Here is a 25,091-nt window from a genome sequence, read left to right as displayed (position 1 = left end):
TCATGTCTGGAGCTCTGACCGATATCCGGGTCATTGAGATGGGCACCCTGCTGGCCGGCCCGTTCTGCGGCCAGCAGTTGGCCGACCACGGAGCCGAAGTGATCAAGGTGGAGCCGCCGGGCACCGGCGATCCCATGCGGGTGTGGGGCCAGGAGAAGGCCGACGGCAAGTCTCTGTGGTGGCCGGTGGTAGGCAGGGGCAAGAAGTCGGTCACCATCAATCTGCGCGAGGCCGCCGGACAAGATCTGGTGCGTCAACTGACGGCCAACGCCGATGTGCTCGTGGAGAACTTCCGACCCGGCACCCTGGAAAAGTGGGGACTGTCCCCCGCCGAGCTCCACGCCGTCAATCCCCGGTTGGTCATCACCCGGGTGTCGGGTTACGGACAGTCTGGCCCTTATGCGTCCCAGCCGGGCTTCGGCGCCATCGGCGAAGCGCTGGGCGGCATCCGCTACACCACCGGAGACCCGGAGAAAATGCCCAGCCGTACCGGTATCAGCATCGGCGACACCCTCACCGCCATGTTCGCCACCATCGGCACGCTCAACGCCCTCCACGCCCGCCAGCGCACCGGCAGGGGACAGGTGGTGGACGCTGCCCTGTACGAATCGGTGATGGCGGTCATGGAGTCGCTTTTGACCGAATATCACGTTGCGGGGTTCATTCGCGAGCGCACCGGATCGATAATCCCCAACATCGCGCCAGCCAACGTGTACCCCACCCGGGACGGAAAGATGCACCTGATCTCCGGCAACCAGGACACGGTGTGGCGACGGCTGGCTGAGGCCATGGGCCGACCCGAGCTGGGCGAAGACCCCCGCTATGCCACCCACCTCGCCCGGGGCGACAACCAACTTGAGCTCGACGAGCTGATCGCCGAGTGGACAGCCACCCTCGATGCCCACGACCTCCACCGGCTGCTGAACGAGCACGCCGTGCCTAACGGCCAGATGTATCGCGCCCCCGAGATGTTGGCCGACGAGCATTTTGCGGCCCGACAGGCCATTTCCTGGGTGGACAGCCCCGACTTCGGCTCGATCCCCATGCAGAACGTGGTGCCCAAGCTGTCGGACACCCCCGGAGAGATCGAATGGTCGGGTCCGGTGCTGGGCGAGCACAACGAAGAGGTGCTGGGCGGAATCCTCGGTCTCGACGGCGACGCCATCGGCCAGCTCCGGGCCAATGGGATAATCGACTGATGCAGGGGGACCGGGCATGACCGGAGACAGCTTGGCCGACGACTACCTCCAGGCCGGGTTCAGCAACCGCCTCGGATTCGGCCGGCAGCCTGCCCTTGTGGTGGTCGATTTCTGCCAGGCGTACCTGGAACCTGATTCGCGGCTCTATGCCGGTGTGGAAGAAGCCCGTGAGTCGTGCATACGTTTGCTGGCCGCCGCCCGGGGGGTTCAGATCCCCGTGCTGCACACCAGGGTGGAGTTCCAGCCGGGCGGGGCAGACGGCGGGGTCTTCTTCCGCAAGGTCGGCGCACTGGAGTGTTTTGTGCGGGGCAACCCGCTGGGCCACTACGGCGAAGGCTTGGAACCGACCAGCGACGAGGTGGTGGTGGTCAAGCAGTACGCCTCAGGATTCTTCGGCACGTCGCTGGCCTCCACGCTGACTTCCTTGGGCATCGACACGCTGATCATCACGGGCGTGTCAACCAGCGGCTGCGTCCGGGCTACCGCACTCGACGCCTGCCAACACGGCTTCGTTCCCATCGTGGTGAGAGATGCCTGCGGCGACCGAGACCGGAGCATCCACGAGGCCAACCTTTTCGACCTCGACGCCAAGTACGCCGATGTGGTGTCCGAGCAAGAGGTGCTCGACTACCTGGCGCTCAGGCGATAAGCACCACCTTGCCCAGCTTGCCGGGGACAGCAAAATACTCGTAGGCCGCAGCCGCCTCGGCCAGGGGGAAGGTGCGGGCTATGGGAACCCGGACTCGGCCCGCATCCACCAAGGAGAGCACATGGCGCTCCATGCGGCGGGCAACGGCGGACCGCTGCTCCAGAGAGCGGGGCCGCAGCGTGGAGGCCAACAGCCGCACTCGTTTGACCATCAGCAGCGCCAGATTCAGCGATACCTCCGCCCCGGCCCCAACTCCTATGACCGAGATGCGACCCTCGGTGGCCAGCGCCTTGAGATTGGCGGGCCAGTTGGAGGCGCCCACCAGCTCGAGGATCACGTCAAACGGGCCGGCCTCAACGAAGTCGCCGGGGTCAACAGCGTGTGCTCCCATCTCGGCCACCGCACTGCGGGAGTCAGGGTTGCGCACAGTAGCGGTCACCTCCGCCCCGGCCGCCGCGGCCAGCTGCACCGCGGCCACCCCCACGCCTCCGGCCGCGCCGTGGATGCACACCCGCTCGCCCATGGCCACTCCAGCCTGGGTGAACAAGGCGTCGTGGGCGGTTGCAAACACCTCAGGAAACCCGCCCGCACTCTCCCAATCCATCGAGCTGGGCACCGGCATGGCCAGAGGCTCGTCCACCATGCACAACTGAGCCTGTCCGCCCCCCTGCACCACCGCCATCACCCGGTCGCCCACCGAGAACCGCTGGCACCCGTGCCCGGTAGCCACCACCTCGCCGGCCATCTCGAGGCCGCCGGTGGTCGGCGCGCCCGGCGGCGGCGGATAGCCCCCCTTGGCCTGGGCGATGTCGGCGCCGTTCAGCCCTGCGGCCCGCACCTCCACCAGAAGCTGCCGATGGCCAGGGCTTGGGTCGTCTACTTCCCCGATTGTTGCCTGTCCGCCCTCGAAAACCACTGCTCGCATCAGTCCTGCAATCTAACGGCCATGAGGCGTCTCACGGGCAGGTGAAGGTGCTCTTTGTGCCGTAGGCTTCGGGCATGGCAACGCTGACTCAAGCCACGTTCACCCGCATGGACGAGTCCACCGCAGAAGACTGGGCGGCAACCGCCCCTGCCCACCACTACCTGGAGCAGGGATTGGCCGACCGGGTACTGAGGGAGTTGCAGGATCTGGCCACCGGCCCTCAGGGCTTCGCCGTCGACCGGCTGGTCCACAGCCTCCAGACCGCCCATCGGGCCGAGAAAGCCGGGCGCGACGACGAGTACTTGGTGTGCGCGCTGGTCCACGACATCGGCGACCTGCTCACCCCTCACAACCACCCTGACATCGCCGCGGCCATCCTCAAGCCGTTCGTGTCGGAGGCCAATCATTGGATGGTGCAGAAGCACGGCGTCTTCCAGGGCCACTACTTCTGGCATCACGTCGGGCTAGATCGCAACAGCCGCGACGCCTACGCCGACCACCCCCACTACGACCGCTGCGCCGAGTTCTGCGCCGAATACGACATGCCCGCCTTCGACCCCGCATACCCCACGCCGCCCCTAGAGCACTACGAGCCGCTGGTGCGAAGCTTCTTCGCCCCCAAAGCGTGATCCTCCCGTGGCAAGACCGTGATTCTGCGGCCTCTCTGACATGATCCTCTCCGACGTATCCATCCGCAAGGAACTGGCCGAGGGCCGCATCGAGATCGAGCCGCTGGGCGACGGCGCCATCCAACCCTCGTCTGTGGACTTGCGCATCGACCGGCACTTCCGGGTGTTCCGCAACCACACCGAGGGCCTGATCGACGTCAAAGAGAACATGGACGCCCTCACCGAGCCGGTGGAGATCGAGCCCGAAGGGGTGTTCATCCTCCATCCCGGGGAGTTCGTGCTGGGCTCCACCCTGGAGCGGGTACGGATTCCCGACGACCTGGTGGCCCGACTGGAGGGCAAGTCGTCGCTGGGCCGCCTCGGGCTGTTGATCCACTCCACTGCTGGCTTCGTGGACGCCGGCTGGAATGGCCGCCTCACCCTGGAGCTGTCCAACGTGGCCACCCTGCCCATCACCCTGTATGCCGGGATGAAGATCGGCCAGATCTCCTTCATCCGAATGACCACCCCCGCAGAGAACCCCTACGGCTCCACCGAGGCCGGGTCCAAGTACCAAGACCAAACCGGCCCCATCCCCTCCCGCTACTGGAAGAACTGGTAGTGCGGAACCAGCCCGGCGCTACCTGCTAGGCGGAATAGCGGCTTTGGTTTGGTTGAAAATGCCTGAAGCCGCTCCTTCGACATCTCTGACGCCCCGGTCGCGGGCTGGGCTGCTGGCCGAGCTTGAGGGTGAGCGGTTTGATTTGGTGATCATCGGCGGGGGGATCACGGGGGCGGGGGTGGCTCGGGATGCGGCCAGACGGGGGCTGCGGGTGGCGCTGGTGGAGAAGGACGACTACGCCGCGGGAACGTCGTCGCGCTCTTCCAAGCTGATCCACGGGGGGCTGCGGTATCTAGCGATGGGCGATATCGGGCTGGTGCGGGAGACGGCGCGGGAGCGCAAGGCCGTCCATGAGATGGCGCCCCATCTGGCCGAGCCGTGCTGGATGGTGGTGCCAGCTCGTAGCCGGGCGAGCTTGATGAAGGTCCGAGCCGGAATCGGGACCTACGAGAAGCTCGGCGCAGTGGAGGATGCCGACCGCCACCTCAGCTGGGATCGCGACGCTCTGGGGGAGATGGAGCCTTGCATGCGCCAAGACGAGTTCCCGTGGGCGTGTGCCTATCGGGAGTACATGACCGACGATGCCCGCCTGGTGCTGGCCGTGCTGCGCGACGCTGCTGCCGCAGGGGCGCAGGTGGCTAACAGGCTTCCGGTGGTGGACGTGGTTTGGGAGGGCGAGCGGATCGACGGAGTGGTGGCTGAATGCGGCGTGAGTGGCGATCAAGTGGAGATCCGAGCCGATGCAGTGGTCAACGCCACCGGGCCGTGGGTGGAGCGTCTGGCCCGACTCGAGGAAGAAACCGCTGTCGATCGGCTTCATCCCTCCAAGGGCGTGCACGTGGTCGTACATGCATCACGGCTACCTGTACAGAACCTGGTGATCATGGAAACCTCCGACAAGCGCAGCATCTTTGTTCTGCCCCGAGGCGACACCGTGGCCATCGGCACCACCGACACTAGCTACCACGGCGATCAACTCCTGTGGCCCGAAATCGAGCGGACCGATGTCGAGTACTTGCTGCACCCGCTCAAGCGTTATTTCGACGTCGATCCTCTGGGCTTCGACGATGTCGTGGCGGCCTGGTCGGGCGTGCGCCCACTTGTGGCCCAAGGAAACAAGGAAGCCGCCGAGATCTCTCGCAAGGAGGAGGTGTGGCTTGGCGCCGGGAGGATGATCACCATCGCGGGTGGCAAGCTCACCGGCTTTCGCACCATGGCGATGAAGGTGCTCGACTTCGTGGCTGAGCAGCTGGGCCGGTCGCTGGGGTCGAGCCCGGGACCCGATCCGATCCCCGGTGGCGACCTGGCATCGAGCCTCGACGCCCACGCCGCATCGGTGGCAGCCGCCGTAGGGGTTGAGCAGCCGCTGGTCGACCGTCTGGTGCGGCTCTACGGCGACGAGACCGGCCAGGTGCTGTCGCTGGGCCCCGAGCCGTTAGCACCCGGGGGGCGGGTGATAGCGGGCGAGGTCGACTGGGCGGTACAGGTGGATGGTGCGCTGACCCTCGAAGACCTCATCTATCGCCGGACCCGGGCTGCCTGGTACACCCCCGCTGAGCGACAGGACCTTCTCGCACCGGCGGCCTCGCTGATGGCCGACCTGCGGGGGTGGGACGAGTCCCGCACCACCGCCGAGATTGAAGCCGTTCGAACCCGCTTCGCCAGCGAGCTCCAATTCCAGGACAACGCCTGATGACACTTCTCGACGACCTCGCCGGCCTGCTGGGCGACGAGCTGCTAATTGACGACGACGCCCGTCGAAGCCGAGCCCGCGACACCTGGCCCCGCTCCGAGTTCGATCAGTGGCAGGGCCGGCTGGTGCTGCCGTTTGCGGTGGTAACGCCCTCTACCACCGAGAAGTTGGCCGAGACGGTGCGGCTGTGCCGGGCCCACGGTGTGTCGATGATTCCCCGGGGGGCAGGGTCGGGCTGCGTGGGCGGCGTGTTGGCCTCTCCCGATTCGGTGGTGATCAGCACCGAAGGCATAAGTGGGCTGCGGTCGCTCGACCCGGTGGACGGATTGGCCTCGTTCGGAGCAGGCACCATGGGCATCGACGCTGAGAACCGGGTTCGCCAGGACGGCTTCACCATCGGGCACTGGCCGCAGTCGATCGAGATCTCCTCGGTGGGCGGGTGGGTGGCCACTCGGGCCTCCGGCCAGTACTCCACTGCCTACGGCAACATCGAGGACATCTTGTATGCGGTGGAAGCTGTGTTGCCCGACGGGTCGATCTACCGGTCGCGCCCTACTCCCCGGGCATCGGCTGGCCCAGATCTGCGCCAGCTGCTGCTGGGCAGCGAGGGAACTCTGGGGATTATCACCGAGGTGACCTTCTCGCTGCGGCCGCTGCCCGAGCCGGGAGTGCGCCAGGCCTTCCACTTCGAGGATATGAACGCGGGGATCGAGGCGGTGCGAAGCGTGATTGCGCCTGGTTGGCGACCTCCAGTGGTGCGCCTCTACGACGCCGGCGAGACCCGCCGCCACTTCCGCGACCACGTGCCCAAGGGCCGCTGCGTGGCCATCTTCTTGCACGAGGGCCCGCCTGGCCACGCTGCTCTGGAGGCGGCCGCGGTTGCTGAGCTGTGCAGGGCCGGTGAGGGCGAGCAAGCCGATCCAGGCGCAGTCGACCACTGGTTTGAGCATCGCAACACCGTGCCCACCTGGACCGAGCTCTTCGAGCAGGGCCTCGTGGCCGACACCATTGAGGTAGCCACCGGTTGGCGCCACCTCGCTCGGCTCCATAAAGCGGTGATCGAAGCGATCAACGGGGTGCCCTCGGTGATCGCCGCTACCGCCCACTCATCGCACGCCTACCGCTCTGGGACCAACCTCTACTTCACCTTCGCCGCCCAACCGTCTGGTCCGGAGGAGTACCAATCTGTTTACGACGCCTGCTGGACAGCGGCCATGCAGGCGGCCACTGGCTGCGGTGCCGGAATCTCCCACCATCACGGCATCGGCCGCGTCCGCCGACCATGGATGGCCGATGAACTCGGCGATGCCGGCGCCGGCGTTTTGCGGGTTGTCAAGGCCGCCCTCGACCCTGACAACCTCATGAACCCGGGAGTTCTCGTCCCGGACTGACGAACAGCCGTCTAAGCCGATCGCAGCATTGCCACGCCCATGCAGCGTCCCGCTCGGCCGGACTGTCCCCGATGGGAGAAGAAGCGCCGGGCATCCATCGTGTCCATACGGACGTCTTCTATGTACTTAAGCCACACCCCGGCATCGAGCACCTGCTGTTTGACCATGAACGGGATGTCGAGGTGCGGCTTGTCCCCTGCGTCGTAGAGCACCGCGGGCTGCTGGTGAAACTCGCCCTCAGCCTGCATGGCCTCGTTCATCGATACTTCGAGGGAGAGCGGTTGCAGGCATGGACCGATACCAACTCGGATGTCCCGCGGCCGGCACCCGAACTCCCGAGCCATTGTCTCCACAGCCTTTTGTGCGATACGCCCGATTGCCCCCCGCCATCCGACATGCACGATCCCGATTGCCGGTTGAACTGGGTCGTAGAGAACGACGGGCGCGCAATCGGCAACGAGAACGGCTATCGGGACCATCGGCGTGGTGGTAACCAGCGCATCGCAGGCGGCCACTCCAGATTCAGCCGAATCGGCCCCCCGACCCCTGTCCTGCTCACCGACGACCTTCACTCGAACCCCGTGCACCTGGCGGGGAACCACCAGATCCCGAAAGTCGAAACCAAGTCTGTCACCCACAACCTTGCGATTGGCCACGACGCTTCCTGGGTCGTCCCCCACCGCAAAACTCAGGTTGAGGCTGGCCACCTGGCCTCGGCTCACCCCGCCATCGCGGCCGGTGACCGCGGACAGCGCCTGGTCTCCATCAAAGGTGAACCGGATTGAGTCCATTGAATCCTACTCTAGTAGTATTTTCGGTATGAAAGTCAGCGTCAGCCTTCCCGACGAAGACGTCGCATTCCTCGACGACTATGCCCGCAACCACGAAATCGCCTCCCGATCGGCCACCCTGCACCGGGCAATCCGGCTCCTTCGGGCATCGGAGTTGGCGCGAGACTACGCCGAGGCATTCGCACAGTGGGACAACGAAGAGAGCCACCTCTGGGACTCCGCCATTTCCGACGGACTCGCATAGCTCTGATGAGACGAGGAGAGATCCGCATCGTCAACCTCAGCCCCACACCGGGCGCTGAGTCTGCACAAACCCGGCCCGCGGTGATTGTCAGCAACGATGGCGCCAACACCACGGCCGCCCGACTGTGGCACGGAGCGGTGACCGTCGTCCCCATAACCTCCAACACCGAGCGGATCCACCCCTTCCAAGTGCTGCTGATCGCCGACGACACTGGCCTCGGGCGCGACTCCAAGGCCCAAGCCGAACAGGTCAGGTCGATCTCAGTTGAACGAGTTGGCCGCCTGATCGGCCAGATCCCCTTCGACCAAATGGCCCAAGTCGACAACGCCCTCCGACTTCATCTCGCCCTGTGACCCACTCGCAGCGATAGGAGCCGACCATGCCCGAATCCCCAGTGTGGACCTCGCCGGTACTGCGGTCGGTGCGCGAGGTGGTTGATTGCTCCCGACACGTTCGCACATCGGTCGAGGGCATCGAGCAGGTGGCCTCATGGATGGCCTTTGAGGAGTTCGCCTTTCCGTCTGGCCCGGTAGACGGCGCCTTCAGCGACAGGACTGACCCGGCAGAGATCATCGATGTGTCCTTCTTCTATGCGGTCATGAACTTCGCCTTCACCGACTTCGACTCCGGGGTGAAGTTCACCGCCGATTACAAGGGCCGCACCTGGTCGGATAGCGAGGGCATGTTCGCCTGCGTCAACCGGGCACTGTACGAGGGCGTGCCGCTGACCGACGGAGCCTACCTGGCCGAGATCGATCGAACCGAACTTGGCCGCGTCTTCAGCGGGAACATCGATATCCCCATGCTCAAGGATCGTGCTGAGATCCTCAATGCAACGGGCCGAGTCTTGGCCGAAGGCTACGACGGCAGCGCCCATCGATTCGTGGCCGACTGTGCGCCGGCCATGTACGCCGACGGAAACGGCCTGCTGGAGCGGCTGGTGGCGGAGTTCCCTCGGTTCAACGATGTCAGCACTCACGACGGCCATGAGGTGCAACTGCACAAGCTGGCCCAGCTGTGGCTGTGGCAACTGCACATGGCGCTGGCCAGCGGAGGTGCCTTCTCGGTGGCCGACCTAGATCGGATGACGGCGTTCGCCGACTACATCGTCCCCGTCGCCCTGCGGCTCATGGGCATCTTGTCCTACTCCGAGCAACTGGAAGCCGCCATCAACCATGGGGAACTGATCTCCACAAACAGCGCCGAGGAAGTGGAGATCCGGGCCCACACCCTGTACGCCACCGCCCTGCTTACCGATGCCATCAACCGAATTCGCCCAGACTCACAGTCGCTGGTCGTCCCCCAGGTGGACTTCCGGCTCTGGAAGGCGTACCACGCCACCTTCTGGCCCCACCACCTAACCCGTACCATCATGTACTGACTGCCCGTGCTGGCCAACTCGCCCGTAACATGCGACAGCAACAGGAGGCGACGACATGTCTGATTCAGAACTGGCAATTGGCAGCCAGATCCATTTGGGCCATTCGATGATCACCTTTATCGAGCCGCACCGAGGCGAGGTGCTGCATGAGTACAACCGCTGGTACGAGCACGACCACGCCTATGCCGCCATGACCGCCGCGCCGGGCTGCTTCGCCTACCGGCGCTACGTGGCAACGAGGCGGCTGAAAGATCTGCGCTTCCCCGCGGACAGCGCGGTGGCCGATCCGGTGGATAACGGCTCGTTCATCGCTTTGTACTGGATGGAGGAGGGGCACGACGCCGACACCTTCGGCTACTCCTTCTCGGTCGGGCCCGACCTGTTCGCCACGGGGCGCATGAACCCCAACCGCGACCACGTCAGCACCGCCGCCTACGACCTCGCCGGCTCGGCAAGCCGAGGGCCCGCCCCAGTTCCGGCCGAGATCGCCCTCGATCACCCCTACGCGGGCCTAGTGGTGGCCTGGATTAGAGGCGACGACACTGACTCGGTGCTAGAGGCTGCGGCAGGCCTGCGGGCCGAGAGCGATCCCTACCTGCTGGCCGAGGGCAGCCCCATCGGCCAGATCATCGACTTCGTCCAGGTCGCCAAGGAGGGCGGCCTCCCGCCCCTCACCGGGGAGCACCCCGAAGTCCTCCGCCTCTACTTCTGCGACCAAGACCCCGAACAATGCTGGGGCATTTTCGCCACCTTGGCTGACGACGTCTCCACCAAGGGCGCCCGCCTTGAGCTAGCCGCCCCCTTCATCCCCACCATCCCCGGCACCACCCAATACCTCGACGAACTCTGGTAGTGGCTCTGGGTTCTCGTTGTGTCGATTCGACAAGAAGGGTCCGGGGAAGTCGTCACCCTTGGTCTGTACGATGGCGACATGAATGTTGCCTACGACGAGAAAAAGTTCGTCGAGATGGTGCTATATGTCGCTGACCGACTACAGGACGACTGTGCCGGCGGAGCTACGAAGCTGAACAAGGTTCTTTTCTTCGCTGAATTCACACACCTGCGACGCCACCACCAGGTGATCTCCGGATGCGAATTTCAGAAGCTGGCCCATGGCCCGGCACCTCGCCAACTTCTTCCAGCCCGTCGCCAATTGATCGACTCCGGTGCGGCTGAGCTCGTGGAGGAGGATTTTCTCGGCCGCCCGCAGCACCGATTGGTGCCCACCCGAGAGGCAAATCTCGACGTGTTCACCGACGATGAGCTCAAAACGATCGAGGACGTTCTCACCCAACTTGCAGGCATGACCGGCACCCAAGTCAGCGAGCTGTCCCACCAAGAGCCCGGCTGGCGACTGACCGAAGTCGGCGAAACCATCCCGTTCTCCACTGCTTTCCTCGACTACCAGCAGGTTCAGACTCCGACCAGTGAGCGGCTCTCCAAGTCGGTTGCGGAACGCTACGGTTTTGAAACCACGCGGTAGTGCCTGAAATCCGAGTTGGCAGCTTCGCTGCCGAGAAGATCACAGCAGAGCACGATCCCAGTCGAAGTCCAACGGGACAACCGTCTGAGTGGGACATTTGGTCGGGCCCATTAGCCGCAGCGCTCATTGGTTTCAAGGACTTCGAGAATTTGCCCTTCAACCTCCACCCGGAGATACGCACACTCCATATCGTTGATCCCATCTTTGGCGTCGTGGCATTCGTCGGGATACTCCTCGAACCGGGGGTGGTCGAGATCGCCGACTTCGCGATCGACCTGGACTACTGGGAGATGATCGAGGAAGACCCTATCGACTGAACCCACTACCCGGAATGCTGGGGTCAGGTATGGACCTATTCACCAGGCGACATGACGCTGGCCCAGAAGGTCGTCATGTCTTCGACGAAGATGGGGGCGAGGGTGACCGGGTGCTGTTGTCATATCCCTCGGCCAACCGAGACGAGCTCGTGTTCGATGACCCCGCGATCTTTTGCGTCGCCCGGCCCAACGCTGATCAACATGTGGCCTTCGGCTTCGGTCGCCACTACTGCTTAGGCGCCCACCTGGCCCGCCTCGAGGTGGCCAAGTTCTTCGAGCTCTTGATGCCGCGCCTCGACCAAGTGGAGGCCACAGGGCCGTGCCGAAACCTCGAGTCGAGCATGGTTAGCGGACCGACCAGCCTCCCGATCACCTACAAACTGCGCTGAGTCAAGCTCAGATCATGGAGAGAAGCGCTTGACGAGATTGTCCAGAGTGGTGGCGATGGAGTCCTCGATCAGATCGTCTCTGATCAACCACATGGTGAGGTGCGGGAATCGGATACTAGAGTCGCTTGCTCATGGCAATTGGTCAGCCTACGTGAACCCAGGCGGTGAGGGCGGCGAGATGGAGCTGCTAGTGGCGGGGGCAGGATTTGAACCTGCGACCTTCGGGTTATGAGCCCGACGAGCTACCAGACTGCTCCACCCCGCGTCGAGTGGACTGATTACTTTATCCCCTTGCCGCCGGACTGTCACCTTGGTTTTTCCATGGTTCGGCGGTGACAGCCCGGCGGGTCGCCAGGGGGTTCGGCGAATCAGCCTGCTTGGCTAGCCAGGGCGGGCAAGTGCTTGGATCTCGGCTACAGCTATGGGGTGGGCCGGGGCGGTCAGTGCCTGCGCGGGGACGGCGGGGGGCGGGTTAGTGCATAAGCCGCCGTTGAAGGTGCACCTCACAGAGACATCCCAGTAAGCGGTGAGCGCCACCTGGTAGCGAAGGTCGGGGGCGTTCACCGACGATTGTCGGTAGTAGTGGAAGCAGTTGGACGGCTGGTCCAGCGGATCCCGGGAGTGGTCGAAGGCCACCACGTCGGCGGCATCGCACCACAGCGTGTTGCCGTCGCCCATGTCGATCCGCAGAAAGCCCAGGCGACGGGGGTAGGCGGTGGCAGTGAGGGTCAGCTCGTGGCCATCGAGCGTCGTTGTGACCGTTTCCGACACCGGGGTGCGGTCAGCGGCCGACACCCAAACAAAGGTGGGGATCTGAACAATGGTGACCTTGCCAGGCGCCATCTGCGTGGTCGGTTCAGGGATGGCCAGACTGCCCCAGGCCTCGTCGCGCAGCCGGATGGTCTCTTTGATTGTGGGCGGTGGGGGTTCTTTCGGCAGCGCGGGCTGGTGTACCCAAAACGTAACGAGCTGCGTACCTTCGCCGGTATCGCAGAGCTTCAAGATGTAAACCTCATCGGGGTCGGGCGCGATCACGAAGTCGTTCTCCAACCAGGCGTTCAGCTCCGAGTAGTTGGCTTGCCGGAAGTAGCAAGGCGGCAGTGATGGATTATAGGGATGGACGTCGGGCTCGGACGCCCCGGGAATGTTCACTTCGATCCATGCCCCCAGCTCCACCAACCCCTCTCCGGCCTCCACCGACGTGCCTTCATCGGCCTGCTGCCACCCGGCCGCCAATTCCAGGTTGGACACAGTAACGAGACAGACAACAGCCCAGGCCACGAGCGTGGAGCTTCGCATTGAACTTCCCTTCGGGTCATCGGAGGCGCGCCACGCGCGACGAGGGGGAAGTTCAGAGGGAAGGCACCAACTCTCCTACGCCGATCCTCCGATGTCAATGGGCAATTTCAATACGACACTTCAAGCTGGGGGCGGACCAGGGTGCGGCTCACCACCAGGGCCACCAGCGATAGCGAGCCACCGGCGAAAAAGGCAATGGAATACGACGACACCTCCACCACGCCGCCCAAGATGAGCCCGCCTAGGCCAACGGCCAGGTCGAAGGCGATGCTGAAGGTGCCGATGGCCTGGCTGCGCCGGTTGACGGGTGCCGACTGGATAGCTAGCACGAACAGGGCCGGGAACAGGAACGTCTGGCCCATGGCCAAAATGGCGGTGCCGATGAACACACCGGGGATCTGCTGCCAAAAGGCGATGACCCAAAGGCCGGTGGCCGAGAACACATAAGACAAGGTGCTAGTGCGCTGGGGCCCCAGGCGATCGGGCAGGCGAGCCAGCAGAATTCGCAGGCCGATTACCATCACGGCGAAGGTGGCGAACACCGCTCCGGAGTGGGCAAAGCCGATGTCGTCCACATGCAACTTGATGAACGCCAAGAACCCGGAGTAGCCCATGAGTCCTAGCCCCAACAACAATGCAGGACGGATGGCGGGCCGGTGTATGAACGTCGTCGGCCAACCCGACTGGGCACCCTCGGGGCGGCCAGGCATGGACATCGCGCCCAGCACAGTGCCGAGCGCGCAAAGCGACCCGCCCAGCATCCAGACTGCATCGGCACTGACCGCGCCCTCCAACTGCTCCCCGATGATCGGTCCTGCGGCCAAACCGGAGTACACCGTGACCGAAAAGTACGAGGTGGCCTCTCCCCGGCGATGCTCGGGGGCCATGTCCTGGGCGGCCGCGGCAATGCCCACGAAGTAAGCAGCTTCTCCCAATCCGGTAAGCAGGCGGAACAAAACCGCCACCGCTACCGAGGCAACCCACAAGTTGCCGAGGATGCCGAAGCCAGCCAGCACACACCCCCATACCACGAGGAAGCGTCGGCCCTTGGAGTCGCCCAGGGGACCGACCAACGGACGGGCAATGGCAGCCGACAGGCCGAAACCGCCGACAGCCAGACCAACCGCTACCGGCCCTCCGCCCAAATCGTTTTCCACGAATCCAGGCAGCACCGGGTAAACCAGACCCAGCGACATGAAATAGAACACCCCGCACAGGCACAGCACGATGAAGCGGCCCGTTAGCAGGGACTGGGTCTGGGCAGTCACTGTTTGTTAGTGGTCCGTCTGTGAATTGGCAGGGGCGGGCTATCGCCGGTCGGCGAGAAATGGATAGCGGGAGCGGACCTGTTCCAACCGGTCGAGATCGATGTCGGCGTACAGCACGGCCTCCTCGCCTTCGGGCGCACCGGCCACCTCAACCCCGAACGGATCGATAACCACCGAGTCGCCCTGATAGTCGATGCCGCCCCCGGTGCCCACTCGGTTCACCCCCACCACGAAGGCCTGATTCTCGATAGCCCGGGCCAATAGCAGCGCCGACCAATGGGCCCGACGAGGTGCGGGCCAGTTGGCCACCACCACGTAGCAGTCGGTTTCGTGGGCCAACGTCCAGAAATCGTCAGAAAACCGCAGGTCGTAGCACACGAACGGGGTGATCCTCACCCCTTCGACGGTGATGGTCAACCGCTCGGACCCGGCAGCATAATGCTCGTGCTCGCCGCCGTAGGAGAACGGGTGAATCTTGTCGTAAGAGGCGACTGAGCCGTCGGGACCGGCCAGCACGAACCGGTTCACGGGCAACTCGGCCGTCGACGGATCCCGCACCGGCACCGTCCCGCACACCCACGCCCCGTGGGCCGCAGCCTGTTCGACCAAAAACCCCACGCTGGGTCCGTCAGGGGGCTCGGCCACCCGGTCTGAAGCCATTGAGAACCCGGTTGAGTACATCTCGGCCAGCACTACCAGCCGTGCGCCGTCGGCCGCGGCTTTGGCCACCTTGGGGCCGAGCGACGCAAAGTTGGCCTCCGGGTCTTCCCACTCGATGTCGTGCTGGACGGCGGCGACCTTCATGAGCCAGCCCCCAGCTTGGCCAGCCGCTCCACTGCTTCATCTAGCACCTCGGGCCGCTTGCAAAAGGCGAACCGCACCAAGTGCCGGCCCTCGCGTTCGTTGTCGTAAAACACCACGTTGGGCACGGCCACCACCCCGCACAGTTCCGGCAGCTTGCGGCAAAGCGCCATGCCGTCGTCAAAGCCCAGCGGCCGCACATCGGCGGTAACGAAGTAAGTGCCCGCCGGGCGGTAAACCTCGAACCCGGCGGCGGACAGCCCGTCAGAGAGCTGGTCGCGCCGAGCCCTCATACTGTTGCGCAGCCCGTCGAAGTAGTCGTCGCCCAGCCGCAGCCCCACTGCCATGGCGTGCTGGAACGGCGCTCCATTGACGAAGGTCAAGAACTGCTTGGCAGTAGTGACGGCATCTCGCAGCTCCGGCATCGCGCACACCCAGCCGATCTTCCACCCTGTGAACGAGAACGTCTTACCCCCCGAAGACACCGAGATGGTGCGCTCTCTCATTCCCGGCAGCGTCGCCATTGGAATGTGCTCTCCGTCGTAGGCCAAGTGCTCATAAACCTCGTCGGTTACCGCCAGCAGATCGTGCTCCCGGCATAGCTCGGCGATCAGCTCCAACTCCTCCCGGTCGAACACCTTCCCAGTGGGGTTGTGCGGCGAATTCACCACGATCATCCGGGTGCAGGGACCGATGGCCGCAGCCAACTCGTCAGGATCGAACCGGTAATCGGGTGGCCGCAGCGTCACCAACCGCCGCTCGGCCCCGGCCATGGCAATACCCGCGATATGGGAGTCGTAATAGGGCTCGAACAGCACGACCTCGTCCCCCGGCTCCAACAGCGACAGCATCACCGCAGCGATGGCCTCAGTAGCCCCCGCAGTTATGAGCACCTCGGCATCAGGGTCGAAGTGCATGCCGTAGAACCGCTTCTGGTGCTCAGCCACCGCCAGCCGCAGATCAGCAATCCCCAATCCCGGCGGATACTGGTTGTGCCCCGCCCGAATAGCCGCCACTGCCGCATCCGCCACCTCCCGCGGCCCATCAGTATCCGGAAACCCCTGCCCCAAATTGATAGCCCCCGTGGAAAGCGCCAAAGCCGACATCTCCGCAAAAATCGTCGTCCCAAACTCCACCAACCGCTCATTCAAAACCCGCTCAGGCACCGCCAAACCCTACTTCCCTCCCCTCCCACAACCACCCTCGCATATGCATAGCGCCCCGGCTGGTACAACCCCCTCCTCTCTCAAAAAAAAGAGTGCTGGCCCCCCAGGTAGGCGGGGCGGCGGGCCACAAAATTAGGTCGTGGTGGTGGGTGGCCCGGCTCAGGGCGCCCGCCGCCCGCAGCCCTGCGAGGACGGCGGGCTGGGCCGGGACAGGCCCCGCCACCACGACCCCATCAAAACAGCCCGCCGCCCCGCCGGTGGATGGTAAAGACAAAAGTCCGCCGGATGGTAAACCCCAAAATCCCGCTGCCAACCCAGCATGTGCTAGCAACCACACCATGACCTCCAACAACCAACCCTACGGCGGCACCATCGGCAACACCGTCGCCGACTCCACCCCCTGGTGGCCCGACCCCACAACCCCCCCAGAAGGCAGCCCCAACGTGGTCATGGTCGTCCTCGACGACGTCGGCTTCGCCGACCTGGGCTGCTACGGCTCCGAGATCGACACCCCCACCATGGACGCCCTAGCCGCCAACGGCCTGCGCTATAACAACTTCCACACCACCGCCATCTGCTCCCCCACCCGAGCCTGCCTGCTCACCGGCCGCAACCATCACTCGGTGGGCATGGCCGTAGTCAGCAACTGGGACACCGGTTTCCCCGGCTGCACCGGGCGCATCTCCAACCGGGCAGCCACCATGGCCGAGATGCTCCGACCCGCGGGCTACTCCACTTTCGCGGTGGGCAAGTGGCACCTGGCCCCCATCGAGGACACCACTCCTGCCGGCCCGTTCGACCAGTGGCCGCTCCAGCGGGGGTTCGACCGCTACTACGGGTTCTTGGACGGGGCCACCAACCAATGGGATCCCGATCTGGTAGCCGACAACCACCACATCGACGCCCCCGACAAGCCCGGCTACCACGTCACCGAGGATCTGGTGGACCAAGCCATCGGCATGGTCACCTCCCAGACTTCGGCGTGGCCCGAGCGACCGTTCTTCCTATACCTGTGCTTCGGCACCGGCCACTATCCGATCCACGTCCCCAAGCCCCACATCGATCGCTACAACGGGCGCTACGACACTGGCTGGGGCACTATCCGAGAGGAGCGCTTCGCCCGTCAAAAGGACATCGGCATCATCCCAGCCGACACCGAACTGCCCCCATTCAACCCCGGCGTGCCCGAATGGGAGGAGCTGAGCGCCGACGAGCAGCGGTTGGCCACCCGGATGCAACAGGCCTACGCCGGGATGCTCACCCACACCGACGAGCATCTGGGCCAGCTCGTCTCCACGCTCCAGGAGATCGGCCAGGCCGACAACACCGTGTTCGTGTTGCTGTCCGACAACGGGGCCACCCAGGAGGGCGGACCTTCGGGCCATGAGAACGCCATGCGCTTCATCAACGGGCTCGAACCCCGGTCTTTGGCCCAACAGCTTGCCGACATCGAAGAGATCGGCGGACCCAATTCGTGGATGGCCTACCCCATGGGGTGGGCCATGGCCGGCAACACCCCGCTGAAGTGGTACAAGCAGAACACCCATGCCGGTGGGGTGCGGGATCCGCTCATCATCTCCTGGCCCGCCGGGATTTCCGACACCGGGAAAGTGCGCACCCAATACCACCATGTGAGCGACATCGCCCCCACCCTGTTGGAGGCCATCGGCCTCGAGCCTCCCGCGGAAATGGCCGGGGTGGAACAGATGCCGATCGAGGGAACCAGCATGGTCTATTCCTTCTCCGACGCCGAGGCCCCCACGGCCAAAGCCGACCAGTACTACGAGATGCTGGGCCACCGGGCCATGTGGGTCGACGGGTGGAAGGCGGTGACCCGCCACATCCAGGGAGAGAGCTTCGACGACGACCGCTGGGAGCTGTACCACCTGGATCAGGACTTCTCCGAGGCCCGAGACCTGGCCGAGGCCGAGCCTGAGCGGCTTGCATCCCTAATCGACCGCTGGTGGGAGGCGGCCCGCGACTATCAGGTGCTCCCTCTGGACGACCGCATCTTGGAACGGTTCCACGTGCCCAAGCCCCGGCCCATCACCAGCCGATCCCGGTTCGTGTACTACCCCGGGGCGTACATCCCCAGCGACGGCTGTCCCGACCTTAAGAACGTTTCCTATGAAATCGCTGTCGAACTGGAGCGAGCTGACGGCGACGACGGCACCCTGCTGGCCTGCGGCGACGTGGCCTCGGGGTTTGCCCTGTTCATCCAAGACGGCCATTTGGTGTGGGACTACAACATGGCCTGGGAGCACTATGTGGCCGCATCGGCTGAGCCGCTGTCAGCAGGAGCGCACATCGTCACCGCCGCCTTCGAGCGCACCGGAAGCTACGCCGGCACCGGCCGACTGCTGGTGGATGGGGTCGAGGTCGGGTCGGTGGCTATGCCCCAAACCCACAACACCCATATCCACGCGGTGGGCATCAGTGTGGGCTTTACCAAAGCCCCGTCCCCCAGCCCCCGCTACACCGGCCAATTCCCGTTCATTGGCACCCTCAGCCGAGTGGTGATCGACGTCGCCGATGATCGAGAGCTGCCCGACCAGCTCCTAATTATTGACTGATGTCATCTATTTTCAGTCAGTTAGATAACTCTTCACTATTACCCGATAACGTGACGAGCGGCTCCGCCCCGGCGTGAGGTAGGTCACAACCGGACTCGGCCCACCGGACGGGGGCCACCTCGCCAAACAGCTTATCAACCCGTGTTCTTGGTTGGCAGCGCGATATTTTGGCCAAGTGGCTGCTGGCGATCAGAAGTGGAACTTCGTGGTCGCGGCCAATCGCCTCCCGGTGAGACGGGTGTGGGAGGGCGACACGGCCAAGTGGGTTCCCAGTCCCGGCGGGCTGGTGTCGGCACTGCGGCCGGTCATGTCCGGCAATCCCGACGCGGCGTGGGTGGGCTGGACCGGCGTTCCTGGCCCGGGCACCGATCCGTTTGAGGTATACGGGTTCCAGTGCCACCCGGTGGGTGTGAGCCAGGGAGAACTCCAGCTTTTCTATGAGGGGTTTTCCAACGCCACCCTGTGGCCGCTGTTCCACGACGCGCTGGTGCCCCCCGAATACCACCGGACCTGGTGGGATGCCTACCGCACCGTTAACCAGCGCTACGCCGCCACCGTGGCCAATCTGGCCGCTCCCGGCGCCACCGTGTGGATCCACGACTACCACTTGCTGCTGGTGCCCGGCCTGTTACGGGCGGCCCGCCCCGACCTGCGCATCGGATTCTTCCTCCATATCCCCTTCCCGGCCCGCGAGCTGTACATCCGGCTGCCGTGGCGGGCCGAGATCATCGACGGCTTGCTGGGCGCCGATCTGATCGGCATGCAAACTGCACTGGGCGCTGACAACTTCTGTAGGGCGGTAAACCGGATTACCGGGCTGAAAACCACTAAACGGGTGATCTCGCAAAACGGCCATACCACCCAAGTGGGCGCCTTCCCCATCGGCATAGACGTGGATCGGGTCGCCCGATTGTCCGCTGATCCCGGCGTAAAGGCCCGAGCAGCGGAGATCCGCCAAAGCCTGGGCTCACCGACCACCGTGCTGCTGGGGGTGGACCGCCTGGACTACACCAAGGGCATCGAGGTCCGGCTGCGGGCCTTCCGGGAGCTGCTGGCCGAGGGGCGGCTGCCGGTGGACCAGTGCGTGCTGGTACAGATCGCCGAGCCCAGCCGATCGCAGGTCACCGGATATGCCGAGGTCCGCCAAACAGTCGAGCAGATGGTGGGCGACGTGAACGGGAACTTCGGGGTAATGGGCCGTCCCGTGGTCCACTACCTGCACCAGAGTCATCCCATCGAAGAGCTGGCAGCCATGTATCTCATGGCCGACGTAATGCTGGTGACCCCGCTGCGCGACGGCATGAACCTGGTGGCCAAGGAGTACGTGGCCTGCCGTTCCGACAACACCGGGGTGCTGGTGCTCTCCGAGTTCACCGGTGCGGCCCAGGAGCTGCGGACCGCCGAGCTGATCAACCCCCACGACATCGAAGGGTTGAAAACCGCCATGGAGGCCGCCGCCCACCGCTCCGGCGCCGATGCCGAGCCGGCCATGCGGACCATGAGGCGGGCGGTGAGAACCAACACCGCCCAGCTCTGGGCCGAGCGCTTCCTCGACCGCCTGGAGGCCTGCTAATGACCGAGCGCTTCGCGGCCCTATTGGAGGCAGCTCCATGACCGACGCCGTCGCCCGCGGACCGGTAATGACCGCCAAAGACGTGGACGCCCGACTCCGGGAACTGGCCCGGGTACCGGTGCTGCTGGTGGCCTGCGATTACGACGGCACTTTGGCGCCCATCATCGACAACCCAGACGAGGCCAGGCCCACCAGGGAGTCTGTGGTGGCGTTGCGCCGGTTGGCCACCATGCCCGACACCCATGTGGCGGTGATTTCTGGGCGGGCCTTGCGAGACCTGGCCGCACTGAGCCGACTGCCCGAGGAGATCCACCTGGTGGGCAGCCACGGCACCGAGTTCGACGTGGGCTTCGCCGACGATCTGTCCCCCGAGCAGCGAGAGCGACGCGACAGAGTCCTGGAAGTGCTGAACGACATCGCCCGACGCGACCTCGGTTTCATAATCGAGCCCAAGCCAGCCGGAGTCGCCTTCCATTACCGCAAGGCCGATCCCGAGTTGGCGGCAACAGCCGTGGATGAGGTGCTAAGGGGACCGGCCAAATGGAACGGCGTCCACGTCAAGACCGGAAAGATGGTTGTGGAGCTGTCGGTTCTCGACGTCAACAAGGGCGATGCCCTAGACCGGTTGAGAACCGACATGTCTGCCGAGGCGGTCATCTACACCGGTGACGATGTGACCGATGAGGACGCCTTCGCCCGGCTGACCGGCCCCGACTTTGGGCTGAAGGTGGGGATGGGGCCGAGTTTGGCCCATGCTCGCCTAGAGAGCCCCAGGGTTGTGGCACAAGCTCTGGCCCTTTTGGCCGAGCGGCGCCGGGCATGGCTGATGGGCGAGCACGCCCTGCCCATCGAGCGGCACAGCATGCTTAGCGACCAGCGAACGGTGGCGCTGGTCACCGCCGATGCCTCGGTGAATTGGATGTGCCACCCCCGAGCCGACTCCCCGGCGGTGTTCGCCGGCCTGCTGGGGGGTGCCCGGGCCGGCCACTTCTCCATCAGCCGCCACGACGACAGCCCGCCCATCTCCCACCGCTATCTGGATGGCACCATGGTCGTCGAGACCCGTTGGTCGGATGTGACGGTGACCGACTATCTGGACTGCTCCGACGGGCGGCCCACCGAGCCGGCGGGGCGCACCAACCTGATCCGGGCCATCGACGGAACCGGGCGCATCCGCATCGAGTTCGCCCCCCGGTTGGACTTCGGACGAGCGCCCACCGGTCTGCACAAGTCCAACGGCGGCCTCGAAGTGTGGGGCGCGGCCGAGACCATGGTCTTGCTCTCGCCCGGAGTGGGCTGGGACATCGTCAACGACGGCCCCCATCAGACCGCGGTGGCCGATGTCCAGCTTGACGGGACTCCGTTGGAGCTGATGCTGCGCCTCGGCGTCCACGGCCGCCACCGCACCGACCTGACCGAAACCGACCGCCGCCAGGTCACTGAGCGCCACTGGCGGGACTGGGCCCAAGAGCTGACCCTGCCGCCCACAGCATCCGAGGAGGTCGAGCGGTCGGCGCTGGTGCTCAAAGCGCTGTGCCACCAGCCCTCCGGCGCGATGCTGGCCGCGGCCACCACCAGCCTGCCCGAGGTGATGGGCGGGGTCCGCAACTGGGACTACCGCTACTGCTGGCCCCGGGACGCCAGCATGAGCGCCGCCGCGCTGCTGGCCTTGGGCAGCAGCCAGGAGGCCTGCGATCTGCTCGATTGGATCCTCAACAGGGTTGAGCATCTCCCCAGCCCCGAACAGCTTCGGCCGGTGTATCCGCTGGTGGGCGACGAGGCCCTGCCCGAGGCGGTGCTGCCCGAGTTGGCCGGCTACGCAGGGAGCCGCCCGGTGCGGATCGGCAACGCGGCCGAACACCAAGTGCAACTCGACGTATTCGGCCCGGTGGTCGACTTGGCCTGGCGGCTGTGCGAATCCGAGGTGACCCTCACCGACCGGCACTGGGAGGTGGTGAAAGCAGTAGTGGGGGCGGTGGCCACCCGCTGGCAAGAGCCCGATCACGGAATCTGGGAAGAGCGCCGACCGCCCCGCCACCACGTCCACTCCAAGGTGATGTGCTGGATGGCGGTGGATCGGGCCATCAAGATCGCCGAGCGCCTCGATCAGGAGCTGGCCTCGTATTGGCGCCCCCTCCGCCACCAGATAGCTGCCGATGTGGTAGAGAACGGCTGGAGCGAGCATCGGCACTCCTACACCACCGCATACGGATCCACCGACCTCGACGCCAGCCTCCTTTGGGTTGGCCTGAGCGGGCTGCTGCCCGCCGGTGACCCCCGGTTCGTGTCCACCCTCAAGGCGGTGGAGAGCGAGCTGCGGGACGGCCAGACGGTGTACCGCTACCGCCACGACGACGGGCTGCCCGGCACCGAAGGCGGTTTCTTGATCTGCACGTCGTGGCTGATCGAGGCCTACGTGCTCATCGGGCAGCTCGACGATGCCCGTGCGCTGTTCGACCGCTACCTCGACCTCTGCGGCCCCACCGGCCTGTTGCCCGAGCAATACGACCCGGCCAACGAACTCCTATTGGGCAACCACCCCCAGGCCTACTCCCACCTCGGGCTCATAAATGCTGCGCTGGCTCTCTCTGTGGCCAACGGAGGCTAGTGGGAGCTAGTTAGAAGCGGCGGAGCGGAGGTCGGCCAGCGTCTCCATCCACCAACGGTTCGCCACCGTCGTGTGTCCGGGTAGCGTGGCCAAGCAGTCGTCGACTTGGGCGACCACTTCGGGGAGATCAGAAGCGGCGAGACGCAGATCCAACAGCCCGTCTACCACCCGAGAGCGGCTGGTGAGCTCCCCATCGATGGCGTCCAGAAGCCCATCCACCAACTCGGTGATCTCGATGAGGGCCGCTGGGTTGCGGACTGTATCCAATGTCACTGGTCTCTCTCTTTCGCTTGCGGCTGTGGTTACAACCGCTGGGCACCCGGATATGTTCCCCTGGCTAGCCATGCTATCGCCAACAGCGACAGTACGCGAACAGGGTAGGGCCCAATGGCGGCCTATAGCGTTGCAGGTGTGGGCACAACGGCAAGAAAAACCAGCAGGAACCGATGGGGAGCAGTGCTGCTGGCACTTGCGCTGCTATCCGCCGCCTGCGGCAACGATGACGACTCTTTCTCCACAGCACCCGACCAGCCCACTGCGGCATCGACGGCTACCCAAGCCCCTGCCCCGAGCGCTGACAATGATCACACCAGCGTGGTAATCGGGCTGGAGCAGGAGCTGACCAACTTCAACACCTTGACCGCGGCCGACCAGCTCTTGGCCGGCCGTCAGATCCTCCGAACAGTGTGGCCCACCTGCGTTCGGGTCCGGCCTGATTTCTCATTCGAGCCGTACTTCTGCGAGTCGCTTCCCACCATCATCACCGAGGATCCGCTGGTGGTGGAGTACCGACTGCGACAAGACGCCACTTGGAGCGATGGAACCCCTGTGAGCTCTGACGACCTGGTGTTCTTCTTCGAGAACTGCAACGAGGCCGGGGACGACTGCTCCAGCACCGCTGGCTTCGACAGCGCCGAGTTGGAGGTGCTCGACGATAAAGCCGTCCGGCTGAGTTGGCCGGCGGGCCAGCCCTACGTGGAGTACATCCAGCTTTTCTCGGGCCCGTTCCCGCCCGCCCACCTGGGCCGCGACTGGAGCGAGGGCTTCCGCACCGACCCGGGTGTAGGCGCCGGCCCCTACGTGGTGGACGAATACAACCCGGGAAGCGATCTGACCCTGGTGGCCAACCCCGCGTGGTTCGGCGACGGGCCGCACATCGACGAGGTTACCTTCCGGTTCATCAGCGACGTGGGCAACCTGCCGCTGGCGCTGGAGAACGGCGAGGTGGACGTGATCTACCCGCAACCCCAAGTGGACTTGGTGGAACAAGTCGGCAGAATCGGCGGGGTGGAAACCTCCATCACCTTCGGGCCCACCTGGGAGCAAATCACGTTCAACACCACCACGGTGCCACTGGAGGTCCGTCGGGCCATCGCCCTGGCCCTCGACCGGGATTTGATCGTGACCGCGCTGATGCGGCCGTTTTCCGAATCAGCCCAGCCGCTGGGCAACCGGATCTTCATGAACGGCCAAGCCCAGTACGAAGACCACACCCCGGCAGAGTTCCAACTTCGCGACTCGGCCGCGGCCCGCGCCGTGCTGGAAGAGGCGGGCTGGGAGCTAGACGGCGATGTCTACGCCAAGGACGGACGGCGCCTGAGCCTGCGGATTCGCACCACCGGGGGCAACAACCGCCGGGAGCAGTTTCAAGAACTGGTGCAGAACCAGCTTGCCGAGGCCGGTATCGCGATCACCATCGACAATTTGCCCGGTGGCGAGATATTCGGACCGCTCCTTGGCGCCAACAATGATCCGCCGGGTCCGCCGGGAGACTTCGATTTGGCCATATTCGCCTGGGTGGGAGGCCCTCTGCCCGCGGCCTCAGCCTCGCAGGTGTTCGGCATCGAAAGCGAGACCAACCTGGGGGCCTACGTCGACGACCGGGTGGACGAGCTTTTGACCGAAGCCACCTTCACCCTCGACCTCGACCGCCAAGCCGAGCTGTTGAACCAAGCCGACGCTCTCATGTGGGAGACGCTGCCCAACATGCCCGTCTACCAACTCCCCTTCTTCTTGGCCTGGAACAACAAAATCCAAAACATCCAAGACAACCCCACCAACGAGAGCTTCACCTGGAATCTCGAAGAATGGGCCATAGCTAACTAGCTTGT

The 25,091-nt window shown here is 64.9% G+C and carries 23 protein-coding genes and 1 tRNA gene; 16 read left to right on the top strand and 8 right to left on the bottom strand.

What is annotated here, in order from left to right; translation table 11 throughout:
• Nucleotides 1-2: 2 nt before the first annotated feature.
• Together ACOOGG_RS10205 and ACOOGG_RS10200 are read left to right on the top strand one after the other, a co-directional pair.
• On the top strand, nucleotides 3-1,199 hold the full coding sequence (locus tag ACOOGG_RS10205; protein WP_420434864.1) for a CaiB/BaiF CoA transferase family protein: 1,197 nt from the start codon (nucleotides 3-5) through the stop codon (nucleotides 1,197-1,199).
• 16 nt (nucleotides 1,200-1,215) lie between these two features.
• A complete protein-coding gene (locus ACOOGG_RS10200; protein ID WP_420434862.1) occupies nucleotides 1,216-1,848 on the top strand; it encodes an isochorismatase family protein in 633 nt (210 codons plus the stop codon).
• On the opposite strand, the gene ACOOGG_RS10195 is transcribed toward ACOOGG_RS10200, so the two are convergent.
• Nucleotides 1,838-2,773: a zinc-binding dehydrogenase gene (locus ACOOGG_RS10195; RefSeq protein ID WP_420434860.1), complete on the bottom strand. Its 936-nt coding sequence runs from the start codon at nucleotides 2,771-2,773 to the stop codon at nucleotides 1,838-1,840. The two genes, ACOOGG_RS10200 and ACOOGG_RS10195, sit on opposite strands and share 11 nt — an antisense overlap.
• A gap of 74 nt (nucleotides 2,774-2,847) precedes the next feature.
• Here ACOOGG_RS10195 and ACOOGG_RS10190 point away from each other — a divergent pair, with 74 nt between their 5' ends.
• Genes ACOOGG_RS10190 through ACOOGG_RS10175 form a run of 4 tightly spaced genes read left to right on the top strand, consistent with a single transcriptional unit; the run spans nucleotide 2,848 to nucleotide 7,087 of the window.
• Entirely contained in the window at nucleotides 2,848-3,402 is a 555-nt protein-coding gene (locus tag ACOOGG_RS10190; RefSeq protein WP_420434858.1) for an HD domain-containing protein, read from the top strand.
• A gap of 40 nt (nucleotides 3,403-3,442) precedes the next feature.
• Nucleotides 3,443-4,003, top strand: a complete 561-nt coding sequence (dcd, locus tag ACOOGG_RS10185) for a dCTP deaminase (RefSeq protein ID WP_420434856.1) — start codon at nucleotides 3,443-3,445, stop codon at nucleotides 4,001-4,003.
• Nucleotides 4,004-4,061: 58 nt separating this feature from the next.
• A complete protein-coding gene (locus tag ACOOGG_RS10180) occupies nucleotides 4,062-5,696 on the top strand; it encodes a glycerol-3-phosphate dehydrogenase/oxidase (protein WP_420434854.1) in 1,635 nt (544 codons plus the stop codon).
• Nucleotides 5,696-7,087 (top strand): FAD-binding oxidoreductase, encoded by a 1,392-nt coding sequence (locus ACOOGG_RS10175; protein ID WP_420434852.1) that lies wholly within the window; start codon nucleotides 5,696-5,698, stop codon nucleotides 7,085-7,087. Before ACOOGG_RS10180 ends, ACOOGG_RS10175 begins: the two co-directional genes overlap by 1 nt.
• 11 nt (nucleotides 7,088-7,098) lie before the next feature.
• Here ACOOGG_RS10175 and ACOOGG_RS10170 read toward each other — a convergent pair whose 3' ends face one another.
• Nucleotides 7,099-7,878, bottom strand: coding sequence for a polyphenol oxidase family protein (locus ACOOGG_RS10170; RefSeq protein ID WP_420434850.1), 780 nt, complete (start codon nucleotides 7,876-7,878; stop codon nucleotides 7,099-7,101).
• A 28-nt stretch (nucleotides 7,879-7,906) separates the two neighbouring features.
• Here ACOOGG_RS10170 and ACOOGG_RS10165 point away from each other — a divergent pair, with 28 nt between their 5' ends.
• The 6 genes from ACOOGG_RS10165 to ACOOGG_RS10140 all read left to right on the top strand — a co-directional run bounded on the left by ACOOGG_RS10165 (nucleotide 7,907) and on the right by ACOOGG_RS10140 (nucleotide 11,692).
• The gene (locus ACOOGG_RS10165) at nucleotides 7,907-8,122 is read left to right on the top strand and encodes a ribbon-helix-helix domain-containing protein (protein ID WP_420434848.1); all 216 of its coding nucleotides are present in this window, start codon (nucleotides 7,907-7,909) and stop codon (nucleotides 8,120-8,122) included.
• Between the two features lie 5 nt (nucleotides 8,123-8,127).
• Nucleotides 8,128-8,475 (top strand): type II toxin-antitoxin system PemK/MazF family toxin, encoded by a 348-nt coding sequence (locus ACOOGG_RS10160; RefSeq protein ID WP_420434846.1) that lies wholly within the window; start codon nucleotides 8,128-8,130, stop codon nucleotides 8,473-8,475.
• 26 nt (nucleotides 8,476-8,501) lie between these two features.
• Nucleotides 8,502-9,503 carry a queuosine salvage family protein gene (locus tag ACOOGG_RS10155; RefSeq protein WP_420434844.1) on the top strand — a complete coding sequence of 334 codons (1,002 nt, stop codon included), beginning with the start codon at nucleotides 8,502-8,504 and terminating at the stop codon, nucleotides 9,501-9,503.
• 55 nt (nucleotides 9,504-9,558) lie between these two features.
• A complete protein-coding gene (locus ACOOGG_RS10150; protein WP_420434842.1) occupies nucleotides 9,559-10,356 on the top strand; it encodes a hypothetical protein in 798 nt (265 codons plus the stop codon).
• Nucleotides 10,357-10,434: 78 nt separating this feature from the next.
• A complete protein-coding gene (locus ACOOGG_RS10145) occupies nucleotides 10,435-10,986 on the top strand; it encodes a Panacea domain-containing protein (RefSeq protein WP_420434840.1) in 552 nt (183 codons plus the stop codon).
• Nucleotides 10,987-11,332: 346 nt separating this feature from the next.
• A complete protein-coding gene (locus tag ACOOGG_RS10140; RefSeq protein WP_420434838.1) occupies nucleotides 11,333-11,692 on the top strand; it encodes a cytochrome P450 in 360 nt (119 codons plus the stop codon).
• 191 nt (nucleotides 11,693-11,883) lie between these two features.
• On the opposite strand, the gene ACOOGG_RS10135 is transcribed toward ACOOGG_RS10140, so the two are convergent.
• The 5 genes from ACOOGG_RS10135 to ACOOGG_RS10115 form a co-directional block, all read right to left on the bottom strand.
• Nucleotides 11,884-11,957, bottom strand: a tRNA-Met gene (locus ACOOGG_RS10135).
• 116 nt (nucleotides 11,958-12,073) lie between these two features.
• Nucleotides 12,074-12,991 (bottom strand): hypothetical protein, encoded by a 918-nt coding sequence (locus ACOOGG_RS10130; RefSeq protein ID WP_420434836.1) that lies wholly within the window; start codon nucleotides 12,989-12,991, stop codon nucleotides 12,074-12,076.
• Nucleotides 12,992-13,098: 107 nt separating this feature from the next.
• Nucleotides 13,099-14,259 carry an MFS transporter gene (locus ACOOGG_RS10125; protein WP_420434834.1) on the bottom strand — a complete coding sequence of 387 codons (1,161 nt, stop codon included), beginning with the start codon at nucleotides 14,257-14,259 and terminating at the stop codon, nucleotides 13,099-13,101.
• A gap of 39 nt (nucleotides 14,260-14,298) precedes the next feature.
• The gene (locus ACOOGG_RS10120; protein WP_420434832.1) at nucleotides 14,299-15,063 is read right to left on the bottom strand and encodes a nitrilase-related carbon-nitrogen hydrolase; all 765 of its coding nucleotides are present in this window, start codon (nucleotides 15,061-15,063) and stop codon (nucleotides 14,299-14,301) included.
• Nucleotides 15,060-16,232: a pyridoxal phosphate-dependent aminotransferase gene (locus tag ACOOGG_RS10115; RefSeq protein ID WP_420434830.1), complete on the bottom strand. Its 1,173-nt coding sequence runs from the start codon at nucleotides 16,230-16,232 to the stop codon at nucleotides 15,060-15,062. Before ACOOGG_RS10115 ends, ACOOGG_RS10120 begins: the two co-directional genes overlap by 4 nt.
• A gap of 332 nt (nucleotides 16,233-16,564) precedes the next feature.
• Between ACOOGG_RS10115 and ACOOGG_RS10110 the strand changes: the two genes are divergently transcribed.
• From ACOOGG_RS10110 to otsB, 3 genes are all read left to right on the top strand, one after another.
• Entirely contained in the window at nucleotides 16,565-18,799 is a 2,235-nt protein-coding gene (locus tag ACOOGG_RS10110; protein WP_420434828.1) for an arylsulfatase, read from the top strand.
• 175 nt (nucleotides 18,800-18,974) lie between these two features.
• Entirely contained in the window at nucleotides 18,975-20,372 is a 1,398-nt protein-coding gene (locus ACOOGG_RS10105; protein ID WP_420434826.1) for an alpha,alpha-trehalose-phosphate synthase (UDP-forming), read from the top strand.
• Nucleotides 20,373-20,409: 37 nt separating this feature from the next.
• The gene (gene otsB, locus ACOOGG_RS10100; protein WP_420434824.1) at nucleotides 20,410-22,980 is read left to right on the top strand and encodes a trehalose-phosphatase; all 2,571 of its coding nucleotides are present in this window, start codon (nucleotides 20,410-20,412) and stop codon (nucleotides 22,978-22,980) included.
• Between the two features lie 6 nt (nucleotides 22,981-22,986).
• Here the strand turns inward: otsB and ACOOGG_RS10095 are convergent, their stop codons facing one another.
• The gene (locus ACOOGG_RS10095; protein WP_420434822.1) at nucleotides 22,987-23,253 is read right to left on the bottom strand and encodes a hypothetical protein; all 267 of its coding nucleotides are present in this window, start codon (nucleotides 23,251-23,253) and stop codon (nucleotides 22,987-22,989) included.
• Nucleotides 23,254-23,391: 138 nt separating this feature from the next.
• Here ACOOGG_RS10095 and ACOOGG_RS10090 point away from each other — a divergent pair, with 138 nt between their 5' ends.
• Entirely contained in the window at nucleotides 23,392-25,086 is a 1,695-nt protein-coding gene (locus tag ACOOGG_RS10090; RefSeq protein WP_420434820.1) for an ABC transporter family substrate-binding protein, read from the top strand.
• The last annotated feature ends 5 nt before the right edge of the window (nucleotides 25,087-25,091 follow it).

Origin of the sequence: Candidatus Poriferisocius sp. (assembly GCF_965214065.1) — a bacterium.
Taxonomy (GTDB): domain Bacteria; phylum Actinomycetota; class Acidimicrobiia; order Acidimicrobiales; family Bin134; genus Poriferisocius.
The sequence above is the reverse complement of the archived record's forward strand: the minus strand, read 5'-3'. Positions and strand labels throughout refer to the sequence as shown.